General features: G+C 75.2%; 15 protein-coding genes. 8 read left to right on the forward strand and 7 right to left on the reverse strand.

Annotated features, from left to right (window positions below; genetic code table 11):
- Positions 1-78: 78 nt before the first annotated feature.
- From QWJ13_RS15705 to QWJ13_RS15725, 5 genes are all read left to right on the forward strand, one after another.
- Complete coding sequence (locus QWJ13_RS15705) at positions 79-990, forward strand: ATP-binding cassette domain-containing protein (protein ID WP_316525215.1); 912 nt, start codon at positions 79-81, stop codon at positions 988-990.
- The gene (locus QWJ13_RS15710; protein WP_432277514.1) at positions 987-2,093 is read left to right on the forward strand and encodes an ROK family glucokinase; all 1,107 of its coding nucleotides are present in this window, start codon (positions 987-989) and stop codon (positions 2,091-2,093) included. Before QWJ13_RS15705 ends, QWJ13_RS15710 begins: the two co-directional genes overlap by 4 nt.
- A gap of 280 nt (positions 2,094-2,373) precedes the next feature.
- Positions 2,374-4,164, forward strand: a complete 1,791-nt coding sequence (gene ggt / locus QWJ13_RS15715; protein WP_316524983.1) for a gamma-glutamyltransferase — start codon at positions 2,374-2,376, stop codon at positions 4,162-4,164.
- A gap of 88 nt (positions 4,165-4,252) precedes the next feature.
- The gene (locus tag QWJ13_RS15720; RefSeq protein ID WP_316524985.1) at positions 4,253-5,095 is read left to right on the forward strand and encodes an exodeoxyribonuclease III; all 843 of its coding nucleotides are present in this window, start codon (positions 4,253-4,255) and stop codon (positions 5,093-5,095) included.
- A gap of 204 nt (positions 5,096-5,299) precedes the next feature.
- Complete coding sequence (locus QWJ13_RS15725; RefSeq protein WP_316524987.1) at positions 5,300-5,911, forward strand: hypothetical protein; 612 nt, start codon at positions 5,300-5,302, stop codon at positions 5,909-5,911.
- 80 nt (positions 5,912-5,991) lie between these two features.
- Here QWJ13_RS15725 and QWJ13_RS15730 read toward each other — a convergent pair whose 3' ends face one another.
- Positions 5,992-6,711 carry a lysoplasmalogenase gene (locus tag QWJ13_RS15730; RefSeq protein WP_316524989.1) on the reverse strand — a complete coding sequence of 240 codons (720 nt, stop codon included), beginning with the start codon at positions 6,709-6,711 and terminating at the stop codon, positions 5,992-5,994.
- A gap of 300 nt (positions 6,712-7,011) precedes the next feature.
- Between QWJ13_RS15730 and QWJ13_RS15735 the strand changes: the two genes are divergently transcribed.
- A complete protein-coding gene (locus tag QWJ13_RS15735) occupies positions 7,012-8,766 on the forward strand; it encodes a DUF2398 family protein (protein WP_316524990.1) in 1,755 nt (584 codons plus the stop codon).
- Between the two features lie 97 nt (positions 8,767-8,863).
- Here QWJ13_RS15735 and QWJ13_RS15740 read toward each other — a convergent pair whose 3' ends face one another.
- The 5 genes from QWJ13_RS15740 to QWJ13_RS15760 form a co-directional block, all read right to left on the reverse strand.
- On the reverse strand, positions 8,864-9,043 hold the full coding sequence (locus QWJ13_RS15740) for a hypothetical protein (RefSeq protein WP_316524993.1): 180 nt from the start codon (positions 9,041-9,043) through the stop codon (positions 8,864-8,866).
- Between the two features lie 143 nt (positions 9,044-9,186).
- Positions 9,187-9,558, reverse strand: a complete 372-nt coding sequence (locus QWJ13_RS15745) for a MerR family transcriptional regulator (RefSeq protein ID WP_316524995.1) — start codon at positions 9,556-9,558, stop codon at positions 9,187-9,189.
- Positions 9,559-9,600: 42 nt separating this feature from the next.
- Positions 9,601-10,023 (reverse strand): alpha/beta fold hydrolase, encoded by a 423-nt coding sequence (locus QWJ13_RS15750; protein ID WP_316524997.1) that lies wholly within the window; start codon positions 10,021-10,023, stop codon positions 9,601-9,603.
- Between the two features lie 95 nt (positions 10,024-10,118).
- On the reverse strand, positions 10,119-10,769 hold the full coding sequence (locus QWJ13_RS15755; RefSeq protein WP_316524999.1) for a TetR/AcrR family transcriptional regulator: 651 nt from the start codon (positions 10,767-10,769) through the stop codon (positions 10,119-10,121).
- Between the two features lie 103 nt (positions 10,770-10,872).
- The gene (locus QWJ13_RS15760; RefSeq protein ID WP_316525001.1) at positions 10,873-11,781 is read right to left on the reverse strand and encodes an acyl-CoA thioesterase; all 909 of its coding nucleotides are present in this window, start codon (positions 11,779-11,781) and stop codon (positions 10,873-10,875) included.
- A gap of 141 nt (positions 11,782-11,922) precedes the next feature.
- On the opposite strand from QWJ13_RS15760, the gene QWJ13_RS15765 reads away from it, so the two are divergent.
- Positions 11,923-13,317, forward strand: a complete 1,395-nt coding sequence (locus tag QWJ13_RS15765) for an SWIM zinc finger family protein (RefSeq protein ID WP_316525002.1) — start codon at positions 11,923-11,925, stop codon at positions 13,315-13,317.
- Complete coding sequence (locus tag QWJ13_RS15770) at positions 13,314-16,022, forward strand: DUF7824 domain-containing protein (protein ID WP_316525004.1); 2,709 nt, start codon at positions 13,314-13,316, stop codon at positions 16,020-16,022. The genes QWJ13_RS15765 and QWJ13_RS15770 overlap by 4 nt, the downstream gene beginning before the upstream one ends.
- Here the strand turns inward: QWJ13_RS15770 and QWJ13_RS15775 are convergent.
- Positions 15,982-17,130 (reverse strand): MBL fold metallo-hydrolase, encoded by a 1,149-nt coding sequence (locus QWJ13_RS15775; protein ID WP_432277530.1) that lies wholly within the window; start codon positions 17,128-17,130, stop codon positions 15,982-15,984. The genes QWJ13_RS15770 and QWJ13_RS15775 overlap by 41 nt on opposite strands.
- Between the last annotated feature and the right edge of the window lie 339 nt (positions 17,131-17,469).

Below are 17,469 nucleotides of genomic sequence, written 5' to 3' on the forward strand. Positions count from 1 at the left end.
CGAGCGAAGCGAGCGACTCATGAAGAGGCACGTACGGGCGAATGCCCCTGCCGAGCGGCGCGAGGTGGGCGCATGAGCATGGACGTTTCGATGAGCACGGACGTTCCGGTGGGCGCCGAGCTGCTCTCCCTGGACGGCGTCGGCAAGAGCTACGGCACCGTACGGGCGCTCCAGGACGTCTCGCTGACCCTGCGGGCCGGCGAGATCAGCTGCGTGCTCGGCGACAACGGGGCCGGCAAGTCCACCCTGATCAAGATCATCGCGGGGCTGCACCAGCACGACGAGGGCCGCTACACGGTGGACGGCGAGGAGGTCCGCCTCGCCTCCCCGCGCCAGGCCCTGGACCGCGGCATCGCCACCGTCTACCAGGACCTCGCGGTCGTCCCGCTGATGCCGGTCTGGCGCAACTTCTTCCTCGGCTCCGAGCAGGGCATGCGCCGCTGGGGCGGCCTGCGGTTGGACGCCGAGGGCATGCGCGCCACCACCCGCGAGGCGCTCGCCAAGATGGGCATCGACCTGTACGACGTCGACCGGCCGATCGGCACCCTCTCCGGCGGGCAGCGCCAGTGCGTGGCGATCGCCCGCGCGGTGCACTTCGGCGCCAAGGTGCTGATCCTGGACGAGCCCACCGCCGCGCTCGGCGTCAAGCAGTCCGGGGTGGTGCTCAAGTACGTCACCGCCGCCCGCGACGCCGGGCTCGGGGTCGTGCTGATCACCCACAACCCGCACCACGCCTACCTGGTCGGCGACCACTTCACCCTGCTCAAGCGGGGGCGGATGGCGGGCAGCCACCCGCGGGCCGAGATCAGCCTGGAGGAGCTCACCACCGAGATGGCCGGCGGCTCCGACCTCGCCGAGCTCTCGCACGAGCTGGCCCGGCCCACGGTGTCCGGGCCGTCCGGCGCCGGCGACACCGGTTCCACTGACTCCGATCCCCGTGACTCCGATCCCCGTGACTTCGATCCCCGTGAGGAGCGTCCGCAGCCGTGAACGGCTCCCAAGGCAGCACCCGGCCGCCCGTCCTGCCCACGCTGCTTGGCCTCGGCCCGCGCGCCGAGCGCCGTCGCCGAGCCCTGCCCGCGGGGATACTGCGGCTGCCCACCATCGGCGTCGACATCGGCGGCACCAAGGTGGTCGCCGGGGTGGTGGACGGCGAGGGCAAGGTGCTGGAGAAGCTGCGCACCGACACCCCGCACAAGAGCAAGAGCCCCACGGTGGTCGAGGACGTCATCGTCGACCTGGTGCTCCAGCTCGCCGACCGGCACGACGTCCACGCCGTCGGCATCGGCGCGGCCGGCTGGGTGGACGCGGACCGCTCCCGGGTGCTGTTCGCCCCGCACCTCAACTGGCGCAACGAGCCGCTCCAGGAGGCGCTCAGCGAGCGGCTGCGGTTCCCGGTGATCGTGGAGAACGACGCGAACGCGGCCGCCTGGGCCGAGTGGCGCTTCGGCGCCGGGCGCGGCGAGGACCACATGGTGATGCTCACCCTGGGCACCGGCATCGGTGGCGCTGTGGTCCGGGACGGCTACGTGGACCGCGGCAAGTACGGCCTGGCGGGCGAGTTCGGGCACATGCAGGTGGTGCCCGGCGGCCACCGCTGCCCGTGCGGCAACCGCGGCTGCTGGGAGCAGTACTCCTCCGGCAACGCGCTGGTGCGCGACGCCCGCGAGCTGGTCGCCGAGGAGTCCCCGGTGGTGCAGCCGCTGCTGGCCCGCGCGGGCGGCACGGTGGAGGGCATCACCGGACCGCTGGTCACCGAGGCCGCCCAGGACGGCGACCCGACCGCCACCGAGCTGCTCTACGAGGTCGGCACCTGGCTCGGCGTCGGCATCGCCAACCTGGCCGCCGCGCTGGACCCGGGCCGCTTCGTCATCGGCGGTGGGGTCTCCGAGGCGGGCGACCTGCTCCTCGGCCCGGCCCGGGACACCTTCCGCCGCACCCTCACCGGGCGCGGCTTCCGTCCCGAGGCCACCATCGTGCACGCGGCCCTCGGCAACGAGGCGGGTCTGGTCGGTGCGGCCGACCTGGCCCGGCAGGTGGCGCGGCGCTTCCGCACCATCAAGCGGCGGCGGGTGGAGCGCAGCGCGCTGTAGCGGCGGAGGGCCGTCGGCGGACAGCTGACGACGAACACCGAACACCGAACAGCGAACAACGAACAGCTAACAGCCGACAGATTTCAGATAACAGATTTCATCTTCTGTTATCTGAAATCTGTCGGCTGTTCTGCTTCAGCGCCGCACCCCCACGCCCCGCACCTCGCGCCCCACACCCCATCGTTCAGTCAACTACCCATTGGTAGCCGCGCGGTGTGGTTGTCCGATGATGACTCCTGTGGAACAACTGATGAGTTGACGTCGACTCAGGAGGACTTGGATGAGGGCTCTGACCCGTTTCGCGCCATCTCTGTTACTCACCACCGCACTGGTCTGGTCCAGCGTCGGGCCGGCCGGGGCCGCGGCCCCGCCGACGAAGGTGCCGGAGGCGGTGGGCTGGGGCGGGGCGGTGGCCACCGTCGACGCCGACGCCACCGCCGCCGGGATCGAGGTCCTGCGCAACGGCGGCAACGCGGTGGACGCGGCCGTCGCCGCCGCCGCGGCCCTCGGGGTCACCGAGCCGTACTCCTCCGGTATCGGCGGCGGCGGGTACTTCGTCTACTACGACCACGCGACCGGCCGGGTGCACACCATCGACGGCCGCGAGACGGCCGGCCGCACCGCCGACACCGGCCTGTTCCTGGAGAACGGCAAGCCGCTGGCCTTCGCCGACGCCGTCACCAGCGGCCTGTCCGTCGGCGTCCCCGGCACCCCCGCCACCTGGGACGCCGCGCTGCGCCAGTGGGGCACCCGATCGCTCGCCCAGAGCCTCGAACCCGCCGAGCGGATCGCCGACCAGGGCTTCGTGGTGGACGACACCTTCCGCAACCAGACCGCGGACAACTACGCCCGGTTCAAGGACTTCCCGGCCACCGCCAAGCTCTACCTGCCCGGCGGCAAGCCCCCCGAGACCGGCAGCGTCCTGCGCAACCCCGACCTCGCCGCCACCTACCGGCTGCTCGCCCAGAATGGCGTCAAGGCCTTCTACCAAGGCGAGTTGGCCAAGGACATCGCCGACACCGTGCAGCACCCGCCGGTCGACCCGGCATCCGGCCGCAACGCCCGCCCCGGCAAGGTCGACACCACCGACCTCGCCGACTACCGGGTCCGCGACCAGGCCCCCACCCACGTCTCCCACGGCGCGTACGACGTCTACGCGATGGCCCCCTCCAGCTCCGGCGGCACCACCGTCGGCGAGGCGCTCAACATCCTGGAGGACGGCGGCGACGTCTCGTCCTACAGCAGCACCCAGTACTACCACCACTTCCTGGAGGCCTCCCGGATCTCCTTCGCCGACCGCAACCGCTGGGTCGGCGACCCGGCCTTCAGCGATGTCCCCACCAAGCAGCTGCTGTCCGAGCGCTACGCCGCCTCCCGGGCCTGCCTGATCAGCCCCGACCACGCGCTCACCAGCCCGCTCGCCCCCGGCGACCCGCGCCACCCGGCCCGCTGCGCCGACACCGGCCAGGCCGTCGCCGAGCCGTACGAGGGCCCCAACACCACCCACCTGACGGTCGCCGACCGCTGGGGCAACATCGTCTCCTACACCCTCACCATCGAGCAGACCGGCGGCAGCGGCATCACCGTCCCGGGCCGGGGCTTCCTGCTCAACAACGAGCTGACGGACTTCGACTTCGCCCCGCTCGCCCAGGGCGTCCCCGACCCCAACCTGCCGGGACCGGGCAAGCGGCCGCGCTCCTCGATGTCCCCGACGGTCGTGCTGCGCGACGGCGAACCGCTGCTCGCCACCGGCAGCCCGGGTGGCGCGACCATCATCACCACCACCCTCCAGGTGCTGCTCGGGCGGCTCGACCGGGGCCTGAGCCTGGAGCAGGCCATTGCCGCGCCGCGCGCCAGCCAGCGCAACACCGCCGCGACCCAGGCCGAGCCCGCCTTCCTGGCGCTGCCCGAGCGGGCCGCGCTGGAGGGCCTCGGACACAGCTTCGCCAGCGGCGGTGAGATCGGCGCCGCCACCGGGGTGGAGCGGCTGCCGGACGGGCGCTGGGTGGCCGCCGCGGAACCGGTGCGACGCGGCGGCGGCTCGGCCGCGGTGGTCCGGCCCACCCGCTGACCGGGCCGGCCTGTCGGTGCCGGGCGGTATGTTCGGGGTGGGCCTCCCTTCTGCGGGGGCGGCCCACCCCGTCCGCACGTCCGTCCGCATGCCCGTCCGCACCGAACCACCGGGAAGGCCGCCCGCCGTGACCGTCCGCATCGCCACCTGGAACATCAACTCCGTCACCGCGCGGCTGCCCAAGCTCCTGGAGTGGCTGGAGAGCGCCAAGCCCGACGTGCTCTGCCTCCAGGAGCTCAAGTGCGCGGCCGACGCCTTCCCGTACCAGGCGGTGCGCGAGCTCGGCTACGAGACGGCCGCGCACGGCAATGGCCGCTGGAACGGCGTCGCGATCGTCTCCCGGCTCGGCCTGGACGACGTCGAGCGCGGTCTGCCCGGCCAGCCCGGCTTCCTCGCCGACGGCGCCCTGCTGCCCGAGGTCGAGCCCCGCGCGATCGCCGCCACCTGCGGCCCGGTCCGGGTCTGGTCGGTCTACGTGCCCAACGGTCGCGAGGTGGGCCACGCGCACTACCAGTACAAGCTGGAGTGGCTGGAGGCGCTGCGCAAGGCCGCCACCGAGGACGCCGCCGGCTCCCGCCCGTTCGCCGTCCTCGGGGACTTCAACATCGCCCCGACCGACGAGGACGTCTTCGACACCGCCGCCTTCGAGGGCCTCACCCACGTCACCCCGGTCGAGCGCGCCGCGCTGACCTCCCTCGGCGAGATCGGCCTCCAGGACGTGGTGCCGCGCCCGCTCAAGTACGACCGCCCCTACACCTACTGGGACTACCGCCAGCTGGCCTTCCCCAAGAACCGGGGCATGCGGATCGACCTCACCTACGCCAACAAGGCCTTCGCCGACGCCGTCACCGACAGTTATGTGGACCGCGAGGCCCGCAAGGGCAAGGGCACCTCGGACCACGCGCCGGTCGTGGTGGACCTCGACCTCTGAGCGACGGCCGCCCGGTGAGCCTTCCAACGAGCCTCCGGGTGACGGCCTTCGGGTGACTTTGCGTGACGGGCGGTCACCCGAACGGCCGTGAGCGCTGGCGGAGCGTGGGGCGGGTGCCTACCGTCGGTGAATGACCGGGTGCGGTTGATCGACCAGTGGACATGGGAGTCCCCGGCCGCGCCCGAGAATCCCGGAGGTTCCGGCATGCGCCCCATGCGTACGGCCGCCGCCGCCCTGATCGGCGCGACGGCGTTGACCGGCCTGACGGCCCCCCTCGCATCCGCCAGGGACGGCGCGGCCTCGGTCAGCCCGTCGAAGGCCGCACCGGGCCAGACCGTGACGGTCACGGTCTCCTGTGAGAAGTCGGACAAGCCCGACGCCAAGAGCATCACCGCCCACTCCGCCGCGTTCGAGGGCGGCCCGGCGACCCTCACCCTGGGCCCCGACGGCAAGCACAGCGGATCCGCCCGACTGGCCGGCCAGCACGCCGGGGACAGCAAGGTCGACGGCACCTGCCCGGACGGCGGCGCCTTCTCCACCAGCGTCACGGTCACCACTGTGGCCGCCACCAACCCCGACAGGGGTCCGGACAAGGGCCCCGACAAGGGCCTCGGTGACTGGGGCCAGGCCGCGGGGGAGTGGGCCGGCTCGCTCGGGCAGTCCGGCGCCGGCGGCCAGCAGGGCGGCCCCCACGGCTCCGTGCAGACCGGCCTCGGCGGCTCGGTCGCGACGAACCCGGCGGAGCTGGCCGGCGGTCTCGCGCTGGTCGCGGGCGGCGTCGGCGGCTTCTGGCTGCTGCGGAGGCGCGGTGCCTGACGGCCCCGCCCCCGCGTGCCACTGCGCGCCCCCCTGCACCGCGCCGCCGGACCCGACGGGACCCGCGGCGCGGCGGTGTGTCAGGCGGGCTGTTCCCCGTACGGCTCTTCGTCTTCGCCTGCCAGGTGGCGGAGGGTGCCGTCGGCCAGCAGGAACTGGGCCAGCACATAGGTCGCCATGATCCAGAACTGATGGCCCGGCAGCTCCCGCCACTTCGCCAACTGGGTGGCGATCAGGGTGTCGGAGAGCAGGAACAGACCCCCGCCCAGCCCGGTCCGCCAGCCCAGCCCGGCCGAGGTGACGGCCGTCGAGGCGAGCAGCAGGCTGTAGCCGGCCACCGGCACCCGCAGGTCCCCGAGGTCCGGCCAGAGCCGGCCGACCAGGGCCGCCCAGGCCGTCGCGTACGCGGCCGCGACCACCAGGGCCCGGCGCCGGTCGGTGAGCGCGCCGCGCTTGACGAACATCGTCACGTAGCAGACGTGCGCCGCCGCGAACGAGCCCATGCCCGCGAGGAACGCGGTGTCGTTCTTCAGCTGGAGCAGCACGTCCCCGCCCGCGCTCAGCAGCAGCGCCGGCGCCAGCAGCTTCGGCACCTGCCGCCCGGCCGTCCGGGCCGCCGTCACGCTGTGCGCGGCCAGCAGCGGCATCAGGGCCGGCTTGGTGGCGTTCTGGAGCACCGAGGCGCCGGACACGATCGCGCCCAGGTGGGCCGCCGAGGTGGCCGCGAAGCCACCCAGCAGGCCGGTGGCCGAACGCAGCCGCGCGCCGAGGCCGGCACGGGTGGTGGTGCGGATACTCATGCGCCCACCTCGCCGCGCTTGGCAGGGGCATCGGCCCACGCGCGCCTCTTGATGATTCGCTCGCTCATGCGCACAGACCTCTCGATGACTCGCTCGCTGGTTCGGACCGACCCTAAGGGAGTCGAACGGCCTGGCGGAAGAGTCGGTTACCGGTGCGTAACCCGGGTGGGGCGCCGCGCAAGGACGGGCGGTCGGCAGGCGGAGCGCGGGCGCCCGCTTCGAGGGCTCTTGCGGAGACTTCCTCAGGAGAGCGGTTGCTGCCCTCGGGTGGCCCGGGCACCGTCTAGTCTGGACCTCGACATGAATCAGCAGGACTACGCGGTCGGTGCCACCCGAGTGGCCGCCGACCGGCCGGACCGACGTAAGGGCGGGGCAGGACGGGGAACCGCCGCCGCCGTCCTCGCCGTACGCCAAGCCGGTCCCGCTGACCGGGTGCCTGCGGCGGTCGCGGGAGGCGGCGCTGACGACGCGCAGACGGCGGAGCGCTCGGCGGACGACGTGGCGGCCGGCGCTGCCGCCGACGTGATGCTCTCGCCCGATCCGGGGCTGCTGCGGCTGGCCCACTGGTTCGCTGCCGCCACCTCCGGCACCGCCGACGACCTCTGCACCGCCTCGTTCGGCCTCTACCCCGCCCGCCACCTCGGCGCCGCCGCCGAGCCCGCCGCCGACCCCGGCGTGAGCTGGTGGCACGGCCCCAGCGCGCACTTCGCCACCTCCCTGCGCGCCCGCGAGGACCGCCCCGATGGCGGTCTGCGTCGCGCCCGGCGGGACGGCGCGGAGCTGCCCGTCGTCCGGTCAGGCGCCAAGCCGGGCAGGCCGGGTCGGCACCGCAAGCCCGAGCCCGCTCGGGTCGCGCCGCTCCCCGTGCCGGCGCAGGACCGTACCGGCGAGGAGCTCCCGGCCGCCGAACGCCGGATCGCCGCCCGGCTGTTGCTCGCCCATCCGCTGGTCACCGCCTCCGGCCCGCACGCCGACGGCTTCCCGCTGATCCGCCGCCACCGCGACTGGCTCACCGAGCGCTTCGACACCCTGCTCGGCTACCGCCTGGTGGTCGGTCCCTGGCACGCCCGGCTCTGCAAGGCCGGCCTCGGCCCCGGCGCCGCCCGCCGCCTTCAGCACCCCGTCACCGGCGTCCCGTTCACCCCGGGCGGCTACGCCCAACTCGCCCTCGCGCTGGCCCTGCTGGTCGACGCCCCGGAGGAGCTGGGCTACCGGCGGCTGCTCGACGCGATGCGGGCCGCCGCCCCCGAACTCGCCGCCGAACCGGCCGACCTGGCCATGGCGTTGGCCGCGCTCGCCGACTGGCAGGTGCTCGGTGAGCTGCCGGCCGACGTCGACGATTCCTTCGTCCTGACCGTCGACCGCGAACTCGCCCGCGCCGTCCCGGCCGGCCCGCCCGCCCTCGCCGACGACCCGGCCGACCAGATCCGCCGCGCCGCCGAGGCCGAGCCCGCCACCGCCGTCCGCCGCCTGCTCGCCGAGACGCCCGCCGTCCTCGCCGCCGACCTTCCCGAGGACCACCGCGCCTGGCTGGACGAACACCGGCTCGGCGGCCCGGCGACGATCGCCGAGTTCCTCGGCCTGGACACCGAACTGCGGGCCGAGGGCGTCGCCCTGCTCGACCCGGCCGCCGAACTCACCGACCTCGCCCTCCCGGGCGCCGGCACCCTCGCCCAGGCCGCCCTGCTGCTGGTCGAGCGGCTGGTCGAGGAGGTCCGCCCGCTGCCCGGCGAGACGGTCGCCGGCGACGTCCCGATCCCGGACGCGTTGATAGACGGCGTCCTCGGCGACATCGCGGACGAGTACGGCCTGCCCGCCCGCTACCTCGCCGACCGCACCGCCCTGCGGCGCGACGCCCTCGACCTGCTGCACCGTCTCGCCCTGATCGTCCCCACCCCCCACCCCACCCGGCCCCCGGCCTGGCGCCTGCGCCCCCCGGCCGCCCGCTACGCTCCGGCCCCGGACTTCCAGCCCGCCCCCGGCACCGGCCGCCACTCCCGCCCCGACCCGCTGATCCCGGCCCCGGCGGCTCCTTGTTCCGAGCGGCGGGTGTAGCGAGGGCGTTGTCCTTCCCCGGGGGCGACGGTCCGTGGGGCGACAGCGAGAAGCACCGCGTCCGGGACGGGGACCGCGGTGCCGGGTGGGGCGGGTGCTACTTGCTGGCGGAGGCGCTGGTGAGGGGGCCGTGTTCGACGGTCTCCACGGTGGCGCCGACGCCCAGGGTGCCGAGGGCGACGGAGGCGAGGACGGCCGTGACGGCGAGGAGGCGGCGGTGCCGCTGGGGCAGGGGAAAGCGCGGGTCCTGGTAGGGCGCCTGAGGGTTGGCGTTCATGACAGGGAGGTTCGCAGGGCGGTGTGAACGCCCGGTACGCGCGGGTGAAGTCCGGACGGGGGTTGGACGTCGTTTGGCCGCATACGCCCCACCCGTCACCGGCCGCGGCGTATCCGCTGGTCAGCGGCTCGGGCGGGGTTCCGTCAGGCCGCGCGCAGCGCGCCGGAGTCGTGTGTGGTGTCGAGGAAGCGGGAGAGCGCCCGGCGGTTGCGGGTGAGCTCCTCGATCCGGGCGTCCAGGTCGGCGAGTTCGCCGCGCAGGGTGGCGATCAGCTCCGGGCAGGGCTCCAGGACGGGGGTGGCGCCGGTGACGCAGGGCAGCAGGTCGCCGATGACCCGGGTGTTCAGACCGGCCGCGAGCAGGCTGCGGATCTGCCACACCCGTACGGCGTCCTCCTGGTCGTACTCGCGGTAGCCGGCCGTGGTGCGGTCCGGCCGGAGCAGGTCCTGCTCCTCGTAGTAGCGGAGCAGGCGGGTGGACACTCCGGTCAGACGTGCGAGTTCTCCGATGCGCATGATCGGGCAACGCGGCCGTCTGCCGGGGTGTTCCCGGCGGGCTCAGCTCTTGAGGAAGTCCAGCATCACGTCCCGCAGTTCGGGCAGTGCCTCGACCATCGGCAGGTGGCCGCTGGGGAGTTGGACCAGGCGCGCGCCGGGGACGAGCTCGGCCGCCAGCCGGTGCTGGGACGGCTGGACGAGCATGTCCTGGGCGGTGCTGACGACCAGGGTGGGGACGGTGACCGCGGCCAGCTCGGCGCGCACGTCGGCGCGGGCGACCAGCCGGAACTGCTGCCGGAAGCCGTCCGGCTGCGGGGACGTGAGCTGTTCCCGCAGCCGGGCGAACTGCTCGGCGGACAGGGCGTCCAGCCAGGGCTGGCCGAAGACGATGCCGAGCATCAGCGAGGCGAGGTCCTCCGGCCGGTCGGCCAGGTCGATGAACAGCTCGGCCGTGGTCCGCAGCCGCGCCGAGCCGTCGGTCACGCCCGCGAGCAGCAGCAGCGAGCGGACCCGCTCGGGGTAGCGGTCGGCGATCGTGAGCGTCCGCGGCGGACCGCGCGCCCGGGCGGCGGGCGTCCTCAGCCGGTGGAGTGGACCTCGTACGGGGCCGGGTACCTCGTCTCGTACGGGGTCAGTACCAGTCGCACCACGTCCTCCAGCCGCCGCCGGGCGTCGCCGAGGGTGGTGCGGCCGGTCACCCACGCGGTCAGCTCGCCCTGCCAGGAGTGGGCGACGATGTGCCGCACCAGGTCGCTCGCGGAGGCCGGGACCTCGGCCGTCACCGCTTGCAGGGCGGTGCTGTCGGCCCGGGCCATGCCTTGGAGGGCCTCGCTGGCGAACGGGTCGGTGGAGGCGGCCACGGCCACCCGCAGCCGGGCGAGTTCGGGCTGCCGCTGGTAGGCCCGCATCCCGCCCCGGACGAACCGCACCGCCCGGTCGGTGGCCCCCAGCCCGGCCCGGGGCCCGCGCAGCTCGGCCACCAGGTCGGCCAGCAGCAGGCGGTGCCATTCGGCGATCGCCGCAGCCAGGAGGTGGTCCTTGGAGGAGAAGTAGCGGTACGCCGTCCCCAGGGCGACTCCGGACCGCTCGCAGACTTGCTTCATCTGCATCCGCTCGACGCCGATCTCGTTCACCAGGGCGAGCGCGGCCGCGATCAGGCTTTCGCGGCGTTCGAGCTGACGCGGAGACATCGCCTCCACCGGCCGTGGTGACAGGTCAACCTTGGTCACCCGCACCATGATACGGGCCGGGGCCGCTGAGGAGTATGACGCCGTCCGGCCCCCGTCCGTTCGTCCGGAGGCCACCGGGGTGCCGGGGCGGGCGGTCGGGGCGTCACGAGGGGTCGCGGATCAGCGCTTCCTGCACGGCGGAGGCGACCAGCCGGCCGTCCAGGTCGTAGAACTCGCCGAGGGCCAGGCCCCGGCCGTCCGAGGAGGACGGGCTGCGCTGGGCGAACAGCAGCCACTCGTCGGCCCGGAACGGGCGGTGGAACCACATCGCGTGGTCCAGTGAGGCCATCACCAGCCGGGGCGGCTCGGTGCGCTGGAAGAAGTTCGGCTGCACGTTCAGCCCGGCGGTGGAGGCCAGGGTGAGGTCGGACAGATAGGTGAGCGCGCCGGCGTGCAGCAGAGGTTCGTCCTGCGGGAGCGGGGAGGCGGTGCGCATCCAGACGAACTGCTGGAGCAGGCCGGGGACGGCCGGCGGCAGGCCCGGGGCGTCCGACGGGACGAACCGCACGTCGAGGTCGCGGAAGCCGCCGGTGGCGGCGAGCGCCCGGCGGACCTCCTCGGGGCCGCGGGCGAGGGCGTCGGGCAGCGCCTCCGGGCGGGGCAGCGGTGGCACCTCGCGCTGGCGGTCGGGGGCCGGCTCGGGGTGCTTGAAGGAGACCGAGAGGGTGAAGATCTCGTTGTCCTGCTGGAGCGCGGTCACCCGGCGGGTGGTGTAGGACAGGCCGTCGCGGACCCGTTCGACCGCGTAGTCGATCGGCCGGGACGGGGAGCCCGGCAGCAGGAAGTAGCCGTGCAGCGAGTGCACCGGTCGCCGGTCCCCGCAGGTGCGTCCGGCGGCGACGAGGGCCTGCGCCGCGACGTGGCCACCGAAGGTGCGCATCGGGGCGCCGGCGTGGCAGTGGCCCCGGAACGTGTTCTCGTCCAGCCGTTCGAGCTCCAGCAGCTCGGCGAACGGGCCGGTCGTTCCGGTGTGCCGTTCGGCCCGGACGTGCTGTTCGGTCAGGTCAGTCACCAGGCCATAGTGGCAGAAGCCGACCGGGCGGTGGTGTGACCTCGGTAACGCCTTCGCCGACCGCCGTTCGATGCCATAGAACACGTTCCAGTCCGAGGCCGTCCCGGAGGGTTGTCAGACCCTTCACCTAGCGTGCTCGGCATGACGCAATCCGCACACGCGTACGCCTATCTGCGCCCGTCGGCCGTCCTGGAGGGCGCCGACGGCCGGCACCTCGACCTGGCCACCTCCGGCGGCGCCACCCCGCTCGGCGCCGCCGCCAACCCGCGCTTCTTCGCGGGCTTCCTGGCCGATCCGGCGCCGGCCGCCGCCGCGCTGCTCGCGGTCGCGGACGTCGCGGCCGCGCGCTACTACCAGCCGCAGCTGCGGGCCTCGCTGGACCCGGTGGTCACCGCCAACGGGGACCGGCTGCGCTTCGAGTCCTTCTCGGGCTGCTGCGGCGTCTACGCCCGGCTCGACGTGCTCCAGGCCGGGCTCGACGGTGGCGAGATAGGCCACGGCACCACCAACGTGGACGTCAACAGCCCGCTGCGCGAGGCGCTGACCAGGATCGGCCCGGCCGATCCGCTGCACCTCGCGGTCGGGCCGGACGCGCTGGAGGTCACCACCTTCGACGGCCCGCTGGTCGAGAAGAAGGTCCCGCTGCCGGAGCGCTGGCTGCGCGGCTTCGCCGAGACCCAGGTGGTCGCCGCCGGCTTCGAGCTGCGCGCCGAGCTGCCCGCCGCCGAAGCGGTCCGCTTCCTGCGCTCGCTGCCGCGCGCCGGGCGCGGCGGGCGGGCCGGCGCCGGCTGGGTCGTCCCGGCCGGGACGACGCTGCGGCCGACCACCCGGCCGGTGCCGGGCGCCGTCTGCCTGCCCGGTCCCGAGCGGCTGGCGGCGCTCCAGCGGGTGCTGCGGCACGCGCTCGCCCTGCGGGTGTACGGGCCGGTGGCGGCCGGGCAGCCGACCGCCTCGGCCTGGGAGGTGGTGCTGCCCGGCATGCGGCTGACGCTGACGCTGTCGCCGGACGCCTCCCGGGGCTTCTCCGGCGAGGGCGGGGTGCTCGACTCGCTCGCCACCGCGGCGGCCGAGCGGGACGCCGAACTGGTCGCGGTGCTGCTCGCCTGGGAGCCCCGGATCGAGGTCGGGGACCTCGCCGCCCAGGCCGGGCTGAGCCCCGAACGGGTCCGCGCCGCGCTCACCCGCCTCGGCACCGCCGGGCAGATCGGCTACGACACCGCCGAGGCCGCCTACTTCCACCGACAGCTCCCGTACGACTCCGGGCGGGCCGAGGCGGCCAATCCCCGGCTGCGGGCCGCCCGGGCCCTGGTCGAGGCGGGCGCGGTGCGGCTGGAGGAGGGCGGGGCGACGGCCGTCGTCACGGTGGACGACCACCTCCAGCGGGTGCGGACGGACGAGTCGGGGCGGCTGAGCTGCACCTGCCTGTGGTGGGGCAAGTACCGGGGCGGACGCGGGCCGTGCAAGCACGCGCTGGCGGTCGCAATGGTGCGGGAGCCGGCTCTCCCGGCCGAGTCCGTGAAGGGGGCCGGAGCGTGAGCACGACGCTGGATACCGACCGGCAGGGCCCGGTCGACGAGCTGGTGACGGCCGTCCGGTTGGGGCGCCTGGCACGGATACCGGAGCTGCTGGCCGCCCTGGACGCGGCCCAGCGGCGGGCCTGCCTGCCCGGCCTCAAGGCGCTGCGCAAGGAGGTGCGCGATGACTGGTCGCAGGAGGGGCAGGCGGTCAGGGCCCGGCTGCTGGTGGCCGGGGCCGGCTGCCACGCCGGTCCGGCCGGCGCCGCCACCTGGCTGGCCGGCGGCGACTTCGGCTCCCGCGAGTGGGCCCGGAACTCCGTGCTGCACCAGGTCATCGAGGCGCAGCCGGTGGAGTGGCAGGTCGAGGTGGTCACCCGGCTCGCCGCCCGCCCGGCGCGCTCCTGGGGCTGGTCGGCGTACCCGGTGATCGAGGCCGTGGTCCGGCGCACCGGCTGCGAGGTGCCGCGCAGCGAGTCCTTCGCCCGGAGCTGGATGGAGCGCAGGGGCGAGTCGGGCGGCCCGCGTCCGACGCTGGCCGGGAAGCTGCGCGAGGACGCCTTCACCCCGGTGCTGCTGCCGGAGCTGTTCGAACTCGCCGACATCGGCTGGGAGCTGACCTACCGGCTCAGCCCGCGCCCCGGCGACGTCTGGACGGAGGCGATCGCCGAGCTGGCCGCGGCCGGCGTGGTCGACCGGGCGGACGTGCTGGACCGCTGCCTGGCCCGGCTGCTGCGCGGCGGCAAGTCGACCGACCAGCGGGCCTTCCTGGAGGTGCTGCGGGCGCTCGACCCGACGCCCGAGGAGTACGCGGCCCGGGTGCGCGACGTGGTGGCGCTGCTGGACGGCCTGTCGGTGCTCGCCGGGCACGCCCAGGAGGTGCTCGTCGGGCTGGACGAGGCCGGGCTGATCGAGCCCGAGGTGTTGGCCGAGGCCTCGGCGGTGCTGCTGTTCCGGGCCGAGAAGAAGCTGGTCCGTGCCCAGCTGGCCTGGCTGGACAAGGCCGCCCGGCGGGCGCCCGAGCGCTCCGGCCCGGTGGTGCTGGCGGCGGCCGAGGCCTTCGGGCACCCGGACGCGGCCCTCCAGGAGCGGGCGCTGAAGGTGGTGGCCCGGCATCTGAAGGCGGCGGGGGAGGCGGTGCTGCCGGAGCTGCGGAGCGCCGCCGAGACGCTGAACCCCGTTCACCACGGACGCGCGGGCGAGCTGTTCGGGGCCCCGGTCGGCGGCGACGACGATCAGGACACCGGATGGAGCGAGTTCCTGCCGCCGGCCCCCGAACCGCGGCCGCTCGGTGCGCCGATCGGCTCGGAGGCCGAACTCGCCGAGGAGTTGTCCGCGCTGCTCGCCGCGGGCGAGCCCGAGGTCGACGTCTTCGAGCGGGTGCTGGACGGGCTGGTCCGGCTGGCCCACCGGGACCGGCAGGCCCTGATCGAGGCGCTGGAGCCGGTCCGCCGGGTGAACCCGTGGAGTTTCAGCAGCAGGGCGGACTGCACGCCCCGGGACATCCTCCACGTGGTGGCCGCGGTGGCCGGTGAGATCCCGCCGCACCGGTTCCGGGACTCCCTGCGCGGACGGGGCGGCTCGGCGCTGCGCGGCCCGCACACCACCGTGCCCGGGGCGGTGCTCGCCGCCCGGCTGGAGGAGGCGGCCTGGCAGGTGACGGCCACCCGGCCGCCGTACCTGCTCGCCACCCCGACCGACGCCACCGGCGCGCTGGATCCGGCCGTCCTGGTCGAGCGGCTCGCCGGGTACCGGGCGGTGGGCGTCGCCCCGGGGGAGACCGACCTGTCCCAGGCCCTGCTGCGGGTCGGGCCGACGGCGGACGAGGCGGTGCTGCGGGCCGCCGAGGCGCTCACCTCCCCGGCCGGACGCCGACTGGCGCACTGGCTGCGCACCGGCGGCCTGCCCGGTCAGCCGTCCGAGCGGGTGCTGTTCGCGCCCGGCAAGGACGTACGGCGCGCCAACGTGTACGGGGACCGCTGGTGGGAGGACGTCCGGCGGACGGCCGTCGCCCAGCCGGGCATCGGCGCCGGGCCGAAGGGGCCGGACGGCGAGCGGCTCGGGCCCGAATTCAGGGTGCTGCTGGACGGCACCGAGCCCAGCGTGGCCCGGGCGCGCCGGGTGTACGACTGGAGCCGGCGGCCCGTCGCGCACTGGTTCGCGATGCTGCCCTGGCACCGGGAGGAGCTGGCCGCGCGCTGGCTCGACCCGTTCGCCGAGGGCGCCGACCGGGACGAGCGCGGCGCCGCCCGCTACCTTCCGCTGCTCGCCGAGGCCGGCGGCCCGGCCGGGCTCGCGCTGCACCTGGCGCTGGCGTACGGCCTGGGCGCCCGGCACGCCGAGGACCGGACGGCGGCGGTGGACGCCCTGCTGGTGCTCGCCGCGCGAGGGGACCTGGACGGCGAGCTGCTCGGGCGTGAGCTGAGCGTCCTGGTGGCCTACGGGACGGTCCTGGCGAGCCGGCTGGGGGCGGCGCTCGCCCTGGTGGCGGAGACGGGCGCCCGGGGGACGGTCTGGTCGGTGCTCGGGCCGGCGCTGCCGGGTCTGCTGGGGGAGGCCGACCAGTCGGCGCGCGGGCTGGGCGACCTGATCGCGCTGGCCGCCGACTGCGCCCGGCGCACCGGGGCCCGCGGGCCGGTCGCCGAGGTGACGGCCGCGGCCGGGCGCGCGGGGTCGGGCCGGGTGGTCAAGGAGGCCCGGGCGCTGCGGGACGTGCTCGCGGGGTGAGTTCGCTGAAAGTCGTCACCCGCCCCCGCACCTCCGCGTCCCCCGGCGCCGCCGCCTCGTCCGGCTCGTCCCCGACCAGCGGCGAGATGCCGCGCGGGGTGGCGGCGACGGCGCGCCACCACAGGCGCAGCGCCGGCGGGGCGGCGGGCTCGAAGGGCTTGCCCGGTCGGGGCACTGCGAGCCGGGCCCCGAGGGCCTGGGCGGCGGCCACCACCCGCTCGGCGGGCTCCTCCCAGGGGTGCAGCGCGAGGTTGAAGGTGCACCAGTGGATCGGCAGCAGCAGCTCGCCGGACAGGTCCAGGTGCGCCCGCACGCCCTCCTCGGGCGTCATGTGCACCTCGGGCCAGAAGTCGCTGTACGCGCCGACCTGCATCATCGTCGCGTCGAACGGGCCGAGCCGGCGGCCGATCTCGGCGAAGCCGGGGAAGTAGCCGGTGTCCCCGCTGTGGAAGATCCGGTGCCCCTCGCCGGCCACCACCCAGGACGCCCACAGGAACAGCGCGCTGGTGCGTGGGCCGCGGCTGCAGTAGTGCCGGGCCGGCGTGGCGGTCAGGGTCAGCCCGGCGACCTCGGCCGACTCCCACCAGTCCAGTTCGACGATCCGCTCGGCCGGCACGCCCCAGCACTCCAGGTGGGCCCCGACCCCGAGCGGGACGGCGAACACCGCGCCCGTCCCGATCAGCGCCCGGACGGTGTCCATGTCCAGGTGGTCGTAGTGGTCGTGGGAGACCACCACGACGTCCACCGGTCCGAGTTCGGACAGCGGCAGCGGCACCGGGTGCAGCCGCTTGGGCCCGGTCCAGGAGAAGGGGGAGCAGCGCTCGCCCCAGACCGGGTCGAGCAGCACCCGCCGTCCGCCGATCTCGGCGAGCACCGTCGCGTGCCCCAGCCAGGTCAGTCGCAGCCCGGATCGCGGAGGCTCGGCCAGGTCGACCGGGAGCAGCCGGTGCACCGGCACGGCGGCGGCCGGCGCCCGGCGGGTCTTGTCCCCGGTCAGCTGGGCCCGGGTGATCTCCAGCGGGCTGCGCTCGTACACCAGGCGGCGGGTCGGCACCGGGTTGCGGAAGGCTCCGTCGGTGAAGTGCGGGGAGCGGCGGATGCGGGCCAGCCGTTCGCCCCGGGGTTCGGCGCCGAAGGCCTCGGCGCGGACCCGGTGCCAGACGGCCCGGGGCAGCCCGGCCAGGCCGGGCACGGCGCGCTCGGCGGGTGGCGGGACGAACTGCGAGGACAGCCCGGCGAGGCGGGAGAACCACGGGGCGGGGCGGGGCACGGCTCCTCCAGGGACGGTCACGGCTACCCGGCTTGCCGGGGCGCGCAGCGCGGCGGCGGGCGGGGCCGCTGCGAGACGACAACCATCTCGTCGGACGTTACTCGCCGTGGGCCGTCCGGACCTGGTGGAGAGCCCCGCACGGTCCAATCGGCGTACCCGGGCGGGGGCGGGCCGGCT

This window comes from Kitasatospora brasiliensis (assembly GCF_032654805.1).
Lineage (GTDB): Bacteria > Actinomycetota > Actinomycetes > Streptomycetales > Streptomycetaceae > Kitasatospora > Kitasatospora brasiliensis.